The organism is Pseudomonas sp. HLMP, assembly GCF_046365545.1.
Taxonomy (GTDB): Bacteria; Pseudomonadota; Gammaproteobacteria; order Pseudomonadales; family Pseudomonadaceae; genus Aquipseudomonas; species Aquipseudomonas guariconensis_B.
Map to the genome: position 1 here is coordinate 5,062,829 of NZ_JBDLLR010000001.1, position 13,092 is coordinate 5,075,920.

The 13,092-nt window shown below is 64.1% G+C and carries 11 protein-coding genes; 4 read left to right on the forward strand and 7 right to left on the reverse strand.

The window, feature by feature from the left end; all coding sequences use genetic code 11:
• Positions 1–20: 20 nt before the first annotated feature.
• Positions 21–2,084, reverse strand: coding sequence for an AsmA family protein (locus tag ABFA30_RS23425; protein ID WP_253081072.1), 2,064 nt, complete (start codon positions 2,082–2,084; stop codon positions 21–23).
• Between the two features lie 342 nt (positions 2,085–2,426).
• Here ABFA30_RS23425 and ABFA30_RS23430 point away from each other — a divergent pair, with 342 nt between their 5' ends.
• The 3 genes from ABFA30_RS23430 to ABFA30_RS23440 all read left to right on the forward strand — a co-directional run bounded on the left by ABFA30_RS23430 (position 2,427) and on the right by ABFA30_RS23440 (position 4,879).
• Complete coding sequence (locus ABFA30_RS23430) at positions 2,427–2,882, forward strand: phage infection protein (RefSeq protein ID WP_225790596.1); 456 nt, start codon at positions 2,427–2,429, stop codon at positions 2,880–2,882.
• Positions 2,883–3,004: 122 nt separating this feature from the next.
• Positions 3,005–3,637 carry a TetR family transcriptional regulator gene (locus ABFA30_RS23435; protein ID WP_225790595.1) on the forward strand — a complete coding sequence of 211 codons (633 nt, stop codon included), beginning with the start codon at positions 3,005–3,007 and terminating at the stop codon, positions 3,635–3,637.
• A 132-nt stretch (positions 3,638–3,769) separates the two neighbouring features.
• Positions 3,770–4,879: an AGE family epimerase/isomerase gene (locus ABFA30_RS23440; RefSeq protein ID WP_253081070.1), complete on the forward strand. Its 1,110-nt coding sequence runs from the start codon at positions 3,770–3,772 to the stop codon at positions 4,877–4,879.
• 27 nt (positions 4,880–4,906) lie between these two features.
• On the opposite strand, the gene ABFA30_RS23445 is transcribed toward ABFA30_RS23440, so the two are convergent.
• The 6 genes from ABFA30_RS23445 to ABFA30_RS23470 form a co-directional block, all read right to left on the reverse strand.
• Complete coding sequence (locus ABFA30_RS23445) at positions 4,907–5,674, reverse strand: SDR family oxidoreductase (RefSeq protein WP_225788974.1); 768 nt, start codon at positions 5,672–5,674, stop codon at positions 4,907–4,909.
• 611 nt (positions 5,675–6,285) lie between these two features.
• The gene (locus ABFA30_RS23450; protein ID WP_225788973.1) at positions 6,286–7,002 is read right to left on the reverse strand and encodes an ABC transporter ATP-binding protein; all 717 of its coding nucleotides are present in this window, start codon (positions 7,000–7,002) and stop codon (positions 6,286–6,288) included.
• Entirely contained in the window at positions 6,999–7,874 is an 876-nt protein-coding gene (locus ABFA30_RS23455; RefSeq protein ID WP_225788972.1) for an ABC transporter ATP-binding protein, read from the reverse strand. Before ABFA30_RS23455 ends, ABFA30_RS23450 begins: the two co-directional genes overlap by 4 nt.
• Complete coding sequence (livM, locus tag ABFA30_RS23460; protein WP_225788971.1) at positions 7,871–9,160, reverse strand: high-affinity branched-chain amino acid ABC transporter permease LivM; 1,290 nt, start codon at positions 9,158–9,160, stop codon at positions 7,871–7,873. The genes ABFA30_RS23455 and livM overlap by 4 nt, the downstream gene beginning before the upstream one ends.
• A 2-nt stretch (positions 9,161–9,162) precedes the next feature.
• Entirely contained in the window at positions 9,163–10,077 is a 915-nt protein-coding gene (locus ABFA30_RS23465) for an ABC transporter permease subunit (RefSeq protein ID WP_225788970.1), read from the reverse strand.
• Between the two features lie 154 nt (positions 10,078–10,231).
• Positions 10,232–11,368, reverse strand: a complete 1,137-nt coding sequence (locus ABFA30_RS23470; protein WP_225788969.1) for a branched-chain amino acid ABC transporter substrate-binding protein — start codon at positions 11,366–11,368, stop codon at positions 10,232–10,234.
• Between the two features lie 516 nt (positions 11,369–11,884).
• On the opposite strand from ABFA30_RS23470, the gene pncB reads away from it, so the two are divergent.
• Entirely contained in the window at positions 11,885–13,090 is a 1,206-nt protein-coding gene (pncB, locus tag ABFA30_RS23475) for a nicotinate phosphoribosyltransferase (protein WP_225788968.1), read from the forward strand.
• The last annotated feature ends 2 nt before the right edge of the window (positions 13,091–13,092 follow it).

The window sequence follows — 13,092 nt, forward strand, 5'->3', positions numbered from 1 at the left end:
TGCCAGCCCCCTGCCCGAAGCTACTTGCGCCCCTTCACCGCCGCCGGCGCCTTGCCGGCCCGCATCTGTTCGAGCAACGGCGTGCACTGGTTCGGCTCGTCCCCACTCGGTGCGATCAGCGCCAGTAGCCCTGCCGCAGGGCCGATCGCCACGCCCAGCGCCACCATCCCGGCGCCTCGCAGGGCTAGCGGCACCGCCTGCACCCCGGCGCTGGGCTTGGCGAACGGCCCACGCACGTACAACGGCGAACGCAGCGAGAACAAGCGCACGCCCTTCGATTCGGGGGTGATCTTCAAGTCCAACTGCTCGCTGGCGAAGTTGGCCGTACCGTCGACATGGATGATCGCGTTCTCGGTATCGAAGACGAACAACCGCGTGGTCGCCAGGCCATCCTTGATGCCCACGTCGGCCGCCGCGCAGTTGATCTTCACCTCCTCGTCGCCGAACAACTTGCCGATCACATAGTTGCCCACGTTGAGCCCGGCGATTTCCATCAGGCCCCGGCTGATGGCGCCATCGTTGATGAGCAGGCGCAGGTCGCCATTGGAGGTGCCGAGCAGGGCCGCCACCGAATTACCGCGCCCACCCAGGTCGGCATCACCGTTGAGCTCGCCGAAGCTGGTCTGCATGGGCGCGAAGCTGGGGAACAGTTGCTTGAGCTTGAAGCCCCGGGCGGTCAGCCGGGCGCGGCCTTGCATCGGCACCGTGCGACCGTCCAGGCGGATGTTGGCATTGAGGTTGCCCCCGGCGACGCCGAAGCGCAGCGGCTCCAGGCGCAACAGGCCGTCCTCGAGCAAGACACGGGCGGACAGGTCGTTGAACGGCAGTTGCTCGCTGTGCACGATGCGCTTGCCGCTGAAGGTAACGTCGGCATCCATCGCCCGCCAGCGCTCGGTGCGAAACTCCTCCACCGGCAAGACCTTGCCTGCCGGCTGCTTGCTGGCGCCACCACGGGCCTTCTGCTCGACGTTGGAGTCGGCGCCGATCAACGGGGCCAGGTCCTTGAACAGCAGTTGGTTGGACACCAGGTTGCCGGCGAGCTTCGGCCGCGGCTGGCTGGCGACGAAGGCCAGGTCGCCATGGATGTCGCTGTCGCCGATCTTGCCGTTGAAGCCTTCGTAGCGGAACCGCGCGCCGTCCGGATCCTGCAGGTTGGCGGTGAGGTGGCCGTCGGTGGAATAGGCCGGCGTGTCCGGCAAGGTCACGCCAGTCAGGGGATACAGGTTGCCCAGGCTGCTGCCGGACAGGCGCAGGCGCAGGTCGAGCGCGCCGAGGTTGCGTGGGTCGGTCAGGGTACCGGCAAGGGCCGCCCGGGTGTCGCCGATGCGCACGTCGGCCTGCAGCGGGAACGGCTGGCTGGCATCCTGCAGCGCCAGCAGGCCACCGATCTTGCCGGTGCCGGACACCGCCTGGCCTTTGTAGCGGCCCTGGGCCTTGAGGCCGAAGGCATAGTCCTGGGCGCCCCCGGCCTTCTCGGCGCTGGCCTTGCCGACGATCTCGCTGAACGGGATCGGCTTGCCCAGCGGGTCGATCTGCACCTTCATGCTGGTTTTCAGGATCTGGTCGTCGAAGCTGACGTTGCCCTGGTCGAAGCCGATGGCGCCGATGTCCAGCACCCACTTGGACGGCTCGGCATTTTCGTCCTCGGGCCCGAAGTCGAAGGTCCAGTTGGCCCGGCCATCGGCCAGGCGGGTAAGGCTGGCGGTGGGCTTGGTCAGGTCGATGCGCGGGATGACGATCTGCTGGAACGCCAGAGGCACGGGCGACAGGCGGAACTCCACGCGCTCCAGGCCGACCATCTGCGGCGTCTTCAGCCAGTCTGGATTGCCCAGGGTCAGGTCTTCGGCGATGAAGTGCGGCCAGGGCACCCAGGCCCGCCAACCACCCTCCTGCGGCTCGGTACGCCACTGCACGGCGAGGTTGCCGTTGATCGCGAACGGCCGGTGCAGGGCCTCGGAGACTTTCTCGTTGAGCAGCGGCTTGATGCGGTTCCAGTCGAACGTGGCGATCACCACCACCAGTATCGCCAACAGGGTCAACAGGCTGGCGAGGCTCCAGGTGAGGATTCTGACGGGACGCATCATTGCGTGATTCTCCTGACGACGACATGGCACAAAGCGGGCGTGACGATGGCACACATTATGTCGGACTGATGAAAGTCCGCTGGGTTTAATTCACCACCCCTGGAATGACGACTTTCCTGACCCCTTTCTCAGTTTCTGGCCGAGAAACAGATCCGGCGTCAGCTGAAAAACCTGCTAGCACATGGCCTTCAAATCCTCTGACAGCCTTGCCTTAGAGCCTTCACGACCCTGTATCAACGCGGTCGATTGTCACCATTATCCGTATGAACTTTTCTCTGGCGTTACCGAGCGTAGCATTGGCTTCGTACCCACTTTCCAGCCCCCCAGAGGAGCACCGATATCATGAAACGCCACCTGCTGCTGAGCCTGACCCTGTCCATCCTGGCCGCCAATGCCTTCGCCCTGCCAGCCGAAGAACAGCACCTGAGCGCCGAGTCCCGTACCAGCTCGGCCGAAATCGCCCAACCGCTGAAGACCTTGGCCGAGGGTGGCGCTGATCGTCTGCAGGAACGTGCCGCCCGCGTCGCCGAAGGGGGTTCCGACCGCCTGATCGAACGCAACAACCGCGTCGCCGAGGGGGGCTCCGACCGCCTGATCGAACGCAACAACCGCGTCGCCGAGGGGGGCTCCGACCGCCTGATCGAGCGCAACAACCGTGTCGCCGAAGGGGGCTCCGACCGCCTGATCGAGCGCAACAACCGTGTCGCCGAGGGTGGCTCCGACCGCCTGATCGAACGCAACAACCGTGTCGCCGAAGGGGGCTCCGACCGCCTGATCGAAATCAGCCGCATGAGCTGATCGTCATGGCCAAGAACAACAACCCGCCGCGCAGCACCTGCTCTCCCCCAAGCCCGGTCCATTGACCGGGCTTCGTTTTTTTATCCAGAATGCCCAGCCGTACAACCACAGAAGCCCGCCCCATGCTGCCGCGCGCCGAACAGAAGCTACAGACACGCCAGGCCCTGCTGGATGCCGCCTGCCAGCTCATGGAGAGCGGCCGTGGCTTCGGCAGCATCAGCCTGCGCGAAGTGGCCAAGGCCGCCGGCATCGTGCCCACCGGTTTCTACCGACACTTCCCCGACATGGACGCGCTGGGCCTTGCCCTGGTCGCCGAGGTCGACGCGACCTTCCGCCAAACCATCCGTCTGGTGCGGCAAAACGAATTCGAGCTGGGCGGCATCACCGACGCCTCGGTACGCATCTTCCTCGATGTGGTCGCCGCCCACCGCGCCCAGTTCCTGTTCCTCGCCCGCGAGCAGTACGGCGGCTCCCAGGCGGTGCGCCAGGCCATCGCCCGCTTGCGCCAGGACATCAGCGCCGACCTGGCCACCGACCTCGCCCGCATGCCCCGCTGGCAGCACCTGGATGCCGCCGCCCTGGCGGTGATGGCCGACCTGGTGGTCAAGACGGTGTTCGCCACCCTGCCGGAACTGATCGACAGCCCAGGCCCCGACGACCCGCAAGCGCTTACGCCCCAGGAAAAGATCACCCAGCAGCTGCGTTTCATCTTCGTCGGCGCGCGGCATTGGCAGGGCCTCGGTAACCCGGGGTAAGCACAGCGGGGATCTGCAAGTAAAAGCAAAAATCAAAATCTGCGCAGGCATGCTTTTTCTTGCAGCTTGCAGCTTGCAGCTTGCCGCTAGCTGCTACCATGACGCACTGCCCGATTGCGACGAGCACGCCCCATGTCCGACCCCCGCCCCACCCCGCCCGAGCTACGCCCCTACGTGGCCCGTTTCCGCCAGCATTTCGCCGAGCGTATCGTGCCCTTGTGGCAAGGCCCTGGCTGGAATGCCGAGATGGCCCTGCCCTACGAGGCGCTCGACGGTCAGCACCGGCCACTGCCGGTGCAGCGCTACCGGGCCATGGCCTGCGCCCGCCAACTGTACCTGTTCAGCAGTCGCATCGAGCAGCCGGGCGCGGCCGAGCGGGCCGCGGCGCTGTTCCGCTCGCTGCAACGGCATTTCCATGATGCCGAGCACGGCGGCTGGTTCTACAGCATCGATGCCGAAGGCCGGCCCCTCGACCGGCGCAAGGACCTCTACACCCATGCCTTCATCGTCTTCGCCTGCGCCCATTACTGGGGCAAGGTGCGCGAGCCACTGGTCGAGGCCAAGCTGAATGCGGCGCTGAGCATCGTCGCCGAGCGTTTCGCCCGGGATGATGGGTTGTACGAGGCAAGCCTGGACGAAGACTGGTCGGCACTGGGCAGCGGCCCTTTGCAGAACCCGCAGATGCATCTGGCCGAAGCCTTCCTGCAAACGCTGGCAGTACGCGAGGACGAGCAGGTACGACAGGCGCTGTTGCAGCTGTGCGAAGCCCTGCAGGTGCATTTCATCGACCCGGCCCACGGCCTGATGCTGGAGAAACCCCGCGGTGCTGTGGATAACTGGTTCGAGCCTGGGCATCAATTCGAATGGTTCTACCTGCTCGATACCTCGCCACTGCTGCGTGGCGGCCCGTTGCACGGCTCCCTTGCCCGCGCCTTCGCATACGCCGAGCAACAGGGCGTGACGGATTCGGCGGTGCTGGCGATGCTGGATGTGCAGGGCAATGTGACCGATCCGACCCAGCGCATCTGGGCCCAGGCCGAGTACTTGCGGGCACTGGCGCTTCGACCGGGTAGCGAGGAAAGGTTGCTACGCCAGTTGCAGGCGCTGGAAACGCGCTTCCTGCATCCAGGCGGCTGGCACGAGTGCCGCGATGGCAACGGCGCGGTCAGCCGGCATGACATGCCGTCGACCACGCCCTATCACCTGGCGACCTGCCTGGAAGGCTTGCGGCAGCTGGGCTGAAGCATTCGCGACGCGCCCCCCCTGAATTCACCCTTTGGCCGACCGATCGATCGCAAACCCCGCCCAATCCTGGCTCACCGGCATCAGCTCGAGGCTGTTGATGTTGATATGCGCCGGCTGGTTGAGGATCCAGAAGATGGTCTCGGCGATATCCTGCGGCTGGATCGGCTCGATACCGGCATAGGTCGCGTCGTAGCGCGCCTGGTCGCCGCCGAAGCGCACCAGGGAGAACTCGCTCTCGCACATTCCGGGCTCGATGTTGCTGACCCGTACGCCCGTGCCGCGCAGGTCGCAACGCAGGCTCAGGGAGAACTGGCCGACGAAGGCCTTGGTGCCGCCGTACACATGGCTGCCCGGATAGGGGTAGATGCCCGCCACCGAACCGACATTGAGGATGGTCGCGCCACGGCCATGGGCGATCAGCCGTGGCAGCAGCAGGCGGGTGGTGTACATCAGGCCCTTGATGTTGGTGTCGACCATGGTTTCCCAATCGTCCAGGTCGCAGTTCTGCGCCGGCTCCGCGCCCAGGGCGAGGCCGGCGTTGTTGACCAGGCCGCGCAGCGTGTCGAAGGCCGGCGGCAGGTTGGCGATGGCCTGCTCCATGGCCTTGCGGTCGCGCACATCGACCACCAGGCCATGCACCTCGGTCTTGGCCGACAGCTCGGCGCACAGGGCGTCCAGGCGCTCCTTGCGCCGGCCGGTGAGCACCAGCTTCCAGCCCGCCTCGGCGAAACGGCGGGCGGCGGCCTCGCCGAACCCGGAAGTCGCGCCAGTGATGAATACGGTGGACGTCATGCTGTTCTCCTTCGCTGTGCTGTGGATTGCCTCGGCAGGTCTTGAAGCATGCCCGCCACCGGCGTTGCCAGCAAGTCGTCGATGGTACTGCCCAATAAATGAACAGCATGGCGGAACCCTTGTGGTAGAGGGGCTGGCGCGTGCTATACGCATCTTATCCACAGGGCTTTCCCCACGGATTGGGGGCAACTCGTCGGGTCGCTGGAACCCTTTTTCATCGGAGCGCTGGGGCAACAATGGTCGAGTGATGGCGCAACGCTTTCAAGGATGCCGCCTGCAGCGGTCTGTCCAAGGCTTTCACACAGAGTTATCCACAGGAATCGACGGCGCTGGAAATACGTGCGCGCGATCCGGAAAACGCAGTGAAATCATCCACATGGGAACTTTGATCAAAAGATGAGCAGCAGGCTACAGGGCAGGTATATCAAGGGCTAGAGCGATATGCCACCATGTTTCCCACAGCCGGTTCCACATTTTCCGTGGAAAATTCGGGCTTGTGGAAACAATGACTTGCGAGGCGATCCTAGTGTGCTTCGTGTGAGTTGTGCGACAAGTTGTCCACATGGCCATGAACAGCCGGGGGCGCGAAGCGGCCCCCGTATCGAACGCAATCAATGCCCGCCCAGATAGGCGTTACGCACCTCCTCGTTGACCAGCAGTTCATGCCCCGTCCCGGTCATGCGGATCTGCCCGTTGACCATCACGTAGGCCCGGTCGGACAGCTTCAGCGCATGGTTGGCGTTCTGCTCCACCAGGAAGATGGTCATACCGGTCTTGGCCAGTTCGCGCAGGGTGGCGAAGATCTGCTTGACCACGATCGGCGCCAGCCCCAGCGAGGGCTCGTCGAGCAACAGCAGCTTGGGCCGGCTCATCAGCGCACGGGCGATGGCAAGCATCTGCTGCTCGCCGCCGGACATGGTCATGGCACGCTGGTTACGCCGCTCCTTGAGCCTCGGGAACAGCTCGTACATGCGCTGCATGTCCTCGTCGGCGTGCTTGTCGCCGATAGGGATGGTGCCCATCATCAGGTTTTCCTCGACGGTCATGTCGGGGAACACCCGGCGCCCTTCCGGCGACTGGGCGATGCCGTTGGAGGCGATGAAGTGCGACGACTTGCGGGTGATGTCGGTGCCGCGATAGACGATCTGCCCGGACGCCGCCCGTGGCTGGCCGAAGATCGACATCAGCAGGGTCGACTTGCCGGCGCCATTGGCGCCGATCAGGCTCACCGTCTCGCCTTCGTTGATGTGCAGGCTGACTTTCTTCAATGCCTGGATCGGCCCGTAGAACACGTCCAGATCCTTCAGTTCGAGAATGGGTGCACTCATACCAGTTCCTCTTCGTCGGCACCCAGGTAGGCGGCGATCACCGTCGGGTTGTTGCGGATCTCCTGTGGCGCGCCCTCGGCGATCAGTTTGCCGTGGTCGAGCACGACGATATGGTCGGAGATGCTCATGACCATGCCCATGTCGTGCTCGATCAGCACCACGGTGATGTCGTGCTCGTCGCGCAGCACGCGGATCATGCGGCTCAGGGCCTCGGTTTCCTGGGGGTTGAGGCCGGCGGCCGGCTCGTCCAGGCAGATGATCTTCGGCCGCGTGCACATGGCCCTGGCGATCTCCAGGCGGCGCTGCTGGCCGTAGGAGAGTTCGCCGGCCAGGCGGTTGGCGCAGTCGACCAGGTCCACCACCTCCAGCCAGTAGAACGCGTGGTCCAGGGCATCGCTCTCGGCCTTGCGGTAGGCCTTGGTGTTGAGCACGCCGGCCAGCAGGTTGCGGTTGACCCACATGTGCTGGGCCACCAGCAGGTTCTCCACCACCGACATTTCCTTGAACAGGCGGATGTTCTGGAAGGTGCGTGCCAGCCCCGCGCGGTTGACCAGGTGAGTACCGCCGAACATCTTGTAGTACAAGCGGTTGGCGAAACGCGCCGGCGACACGAAGTCCGCCACCTGGAAGCGCTCGCCGAGCAACTGGATGACGTCGGTACGGGTACCGCGCACATTCAGCTCGATGCGCCCGCCACTGGCCTTGTAGAAGCCGGTCAAGCAGTTGAACACCGTGGTCTTGCCGGCACCGTTGGGGCCGATCAGGGCAAAGATCTGGTTGCGCCGGACCTTGAGGCTGACATCGCTGAGCGCCTTGATGCCGCCGAACTGCATCATCAGGTTGTCGACCGAGAGAATGACTTCGTCGTTCATGGCGCCACTCCTTTACGCGGGACCACACCGGTGCGGCTGATGCGGATCAGCCCACGCGGTCGCCAGATCATCATCAGCACCATCAGCACGCCGAACAGCAGCACCCGGTACTCGGAGAAGCTGCGCAGCAGCTCCGGCGCCACGGTCAGCACGAACGCCGCGATCACCACGCCCACGGTCGAGCCCATGCCGCCGAGTACGACGATGGCCAGGATCAGCGCCGACTCGAAGAAGGTGAACGACGACGGGTTGACGAAGCCCTGGTACGTGGCGAAGAACACCCCGGCCAGGCCTGCGGTGGAAGCGCCGATGGTGAAGGCCGAGAGCTTGACCAGCACATGGTTCAGGCCCATGGAACGGCAGGCGATCTCGTCCTCGCGCAGGGCTTCCCAGGCGCGCCCCACCGGCATGCGGGTCAGCCGGTGCTTGATGTACAGCACCGCCAGCACCACCAGGAACAGCACGACGTAGATGAACAGGAATTTCAGGTTGGGGTTGTAGTCGATGCCGAAGAACTCATGGAACGGCACCCCGCCATCCTTGGCCCGACGGCCGAACTCCAGGCCCAGGAAGGTCGGCGATGGCGCCGGCATGCCGTTGGGGCCGCCGGTGAACGACAGCCAGTTGTTCAGCACCAGGCGGATGATCTCGCCGAAGCCCAAGGTCACGATGGCCAGGTAGTCGCCGTGCATGCGCAACACCGGGAACCCGAGGATGCACCCCGCCAGCGCCGCCGCGATCGCCGCCAGCGGCAGCACGCTCCAGAAGCCGAGCCCCAGGTACTGGTAGCCCAGCGCCAGGCCGTAGGCGCCGATGGCGTAGAAGGCCACGTAGCCCAGGTCGAGCAGCCCGGCCAGGCCGACCACGATGTTCAGGCCCAAGCCCAGCAGCACGTAGATCAGGCCGAGGATGACCACGGTCAGCAGGTACTTGTTGGCGAAAACCGGGAAGACGATGGCGACCACGATCAGCAGGGGGATGATGTAACGCAGTCGCGACTTGTAGTCCGGCGCCCGCACGTGCACGCCCGAACCGCCACTCTCGAAGCCGTGCAGGATGTGCCGGCCAGTGCCGCTCTGGAAGAACAGGCTGAGCAAGAAGCGCCCCACCATCACCCCGCCGACCAGCCAGGCCACACGGGTGGGTTCGGCATTGAAGCTGTAGCCATCGAGCACCACCCCGACCACGGGGCCGAACACGATCAGGGCCAGCAAGCCCGCGACGACGGTTTCCAGCAGGCTGCGTTTGATGTCGAAACCGGAAGAAGCAATATTGGCAGCGGACATGTTCACACCTTAGCCACGAGCGGGCGACCCAGCAGGCCTTGGGGACGGAAGATCAGGATCAGCACCAGCAGCGAGAAGCTGAACACATCCTTGTAGTCGGAGTTGATCAAACCGGAGAACAGCGACTCGGAAATCCCCAGGACGATCCCGCCCAGCATGGCGCCAGGGAGCGAGCCGATACCGCCGAGCACCGCGGCGGTGAACGCCTTGATACCGATGATGAAGCCGGCATAGAAGTCGAAAGTGCCGTAGTTCATGGTGATCAGCACGCCAGCCAGGGCGGCCATCACCGCGCCGATGACGAACACGTAGGAGATCACCCGGTCGGTGTTGATCCCCAGGATCGAGGCCATCTTGCGGTCCTGCTGGGTGGCACGGCACATGCGTCCGAGCTTGGTGTACTTGATCACGTAGGTGAGCAGGGCCATGCCGACGAAGGCCGCGACCAGGATGAAAATCTTGGTGTAGGTCAGTTGCACGAAGCCTGTGCCCACCTCGACGCGCCAGGCGCCTTCGAGCAGGGTCGGCACGCCTTGCTGGCGGGCGCCCTGGCTGATCTGCGCGTAGTTCTGCAAGATCAGCGAGATGCCGATGGCGCTGATCAGCGGCGCCAGGCGGGTGGAGTTACGCAGGGGCTTGTAGGCGATGCGTTCGATGGTGAAGCCATAGACGCCGGTGATGACGATGGTGAACAACAAGGTTCCCAGCATCAGCAGCGGAAACGACTCGATACCGAAATAAGCCAGCAATGCCAGGCTGATCGCCGCGAGGTACGCGGAGATCATATACACCTCGCCGTGCGCGAAGTTGATCATGCCGATGATGCCATAGACCATTGTGTAGCCGATGGCGATCAGACCATAGACCGACCCGAGGGTCAGCCCATTGATCAGTTGCTGCAGGAAAATACCATCCATAACGCAATCTCACCTGATTGAGATTGCACGAGCGCCGACCACGGCGGGCCTGGAATGACGCGGCCCTCGCAGCGCAGAACTGGTGCAGATCTACGAGTAGGAACGGGTACCGCAGGGGCAGCGGCCCGGGCACCTGCCCGGGCTTGTGCCTTTGTTATTTTTGTTTTTCCAGTTGGTGGTACTTGCCGTTGGCATCCCACTGGTAGACCACGTAGTCGGAGACGGTCAGGTCGCCCTTGCTATCGAATTTCTTCTCGCCCATGACGGTCTTGACCGAGTTGGCCTTGAGCCACTTGGCGGCATCCTCGCCATTGTTCGACTTGGCGCCGTTGAAGGCTGCGGCCAGCACCTGCAGGGAAGCGTAGGCATACAGGGTGTAGCCCTCAGGCTCGGTGCCGCCCTTGCGGAACTCGTCGACCACCGCCTTGCTGTCCGGCAGCAGGCGTGGGTCGGCGCCGAAGGTCATGTACACACCGTTGGTGTATTGTGGGCCGCCGGCAGTGGCCACCAGTTCGTCGGTGACGATGCCATCGTCGGACATGAACGGAATGTCCTTCAGGCCCTGCTCGCGCAGCTGGCGCACCAGCGGGCCGGCTTCCGGGTGCAGGCCACCGAAGTAGACGACATCGGCACCGGCAGCGCGGATCTTGGTGACCACGGCGCTGAAGTCTTTCTCGCCACGGGTCAGGCCTTCATACAGCACCGGCTTGACGCCGCGTTTCTCCAGCTGGGCCTTGGTCGCGTCGGCAAGGCCCTGGCCGTAGGTGTCCTTGTCGTGCAGCACGACGACCTTCTTGCCCTTGAGCACGTCGACGATGTAGTCGCCGGCGACAATGCCCTGCTGGTCGTCGCGGCCGCACATGCGGAACATCGCCGACAGGCCGCGCTCGGTCACCTGCGGGTTGGTGGAGCCGGGGGTGACGGCGATGATGCCGGCTTCATCGTAGACCTCCGAGGCCGGGATGGTGGACGAGGAACAGAAGTGGCCGATCACCCCGACGACCTTCTCCTGATCGACCAAGCGGTTGGCCACCGCCACGGCCTGCTTCGGCTCACAGGCATCGTCCCCCCTCACCAGGACGATTTTCTCGCCGTTGACCCCACCGGCGGCGTTGATCTTGTCGGCCGCCGCCTGGGCACCTTTCATGTATTGCTCGCCAAACGCTGCGTTGGCCCCGGTCATGGGGCCTGCGACGCCGATCTTGACGTCGGCCTGAACATACGCAGAAACACCCAGTGCCGAAGCTACGGCCAGAGCCAGGAAACCTTTCTTGTAAAACGTCTGCGACATGAGGTGGTGCTCCTAGAGTTTTTTTGATTGGCACTACAACTTCTCAGCCCTGTGCTCCGAGCAAGGGCCGTGCCATTGGTTTTGTCTTGTAGGAAAACGCCAGGGAAAGGCAGGCAAAAGGCGACCGACGGCCTTTTCTTTATTGAGCGTGCAACCGTCTGCCACACAGCAGGCGCCACCCAGCAAGGAGGAAAGGAGCAACCATCGAGTGCCATCATTGCAACCCTGGCAAGTGTTAACGTGCAACCAACCTGTAACAGCCGACGTCACCGAACTGCACACAACTGGTGCGCAACTGCTACAGGCGGCACCGTTTAGAGCCTAGCTGGTGCATGGCGAAACGACCTGGGCTGCGCTGTCGCGCAACGGGTATGTGGGAACGGGCCTGCCCGCGAATGGGCCAGCCCAGCCAGCGCAAAGGGCTCATCTGCACGCTCCACGCAAAAGGCTGGCACAATGGCTGCCAACCCCGCGCTTGCGCCGTTCCAGCGAGCGCCACCGACCTGGAGCCTGCCCATGAGCGTGAGCGCATTCGCCGAGCGCATCGTGCATAACCTGCTCGACACCGACTTCTACAAGCTGACGATGATGCAGGCGGTGCTGCACAACTACCCGGACGCCGACGTGGAATGGGAGTTTCGCTGCCGCAACGGCGAGGACCTGCGCCCTTACCTGGACGAGATCCGCACCCAGGTCGAACGGCTCGGCGAGCTGACCCTGGACGACGGCCAACTGGCCTTTCTCGAACGCATCAGCTTCCTCAAGCCAGACTTCCTGCGCTTTCTCGGCTTGTTCCGCTTCAACCTGCGCTACCTGCACCTGGGGATCGAGAACGACCAGCTGTGCCTGCGCCTGCGCGGCCCCTGGCTGCATGTGATCCTGTTCGAGGTGCCGTTGCTGGCGATCATCAGCGAGGTGCGCAACCGCCACCTGCATCCGCGCATGCGCCTGGCCGAGGCCCGTGACCAGTTGTACCGCAAGTTCGACTGGCTGCGCGCCCACGCCAGCGACGACGAGCTGGCCGAACTGCAAGTCGCCGACTTCGGCACACGCCGGCGCTTCTCCAGCCGGGTCCAGGAGGAGGTGGTGCGGGTCCTGCGCGACGACTTCCCGGCGCGCTTCGTCGGCACCAGCAATGTCGACCTGGCATGGAAACTGGATATCAAGCCACTGGGCACCATGGCTCATGAATGGATCATGGCCCACCAGCAGCTCGGCCCGCGGCTGATCGACAGCCAGATCGCCGCCCTGGACTGCTGGGTCCGCGAGTACCGCGGGCTACTGGGCATCGCCCTGACCGACTGCATCACCATGGATGCGTTCCTGGGCGATTTCGACCTGTACTTCGCCAAGCTGTTCGATGGCCTGCGCCACGACTCGGGCGAGCCGGTGGCCTGGGCCGAGAAGGCCATCGCCCACTACCAGAGACTGGGTATCGACCCCATGACCAAGACACTGGTGTTTTCCGACGGCCTCAACCTCACCCGGTCGCTGGAAATCTTCCGTGCCCTGCGCGGCCGCATCAACGTCAGCTTCGGCATCGGCACCAACCTGACCTGCGATATCCCCGGTGTGGCACCGATGAGCATCGTGCTTAAAATGACCGACTGCAATGGCTCGCCGGTGGCGAAGATCTCCGACGAGGCCGCCAAGACCCAATGCCGCGACGAGAATTTCGTTGCCTACCTGCGTCACGTATTCAAAGTCCCCAGCAAGGAGTAACC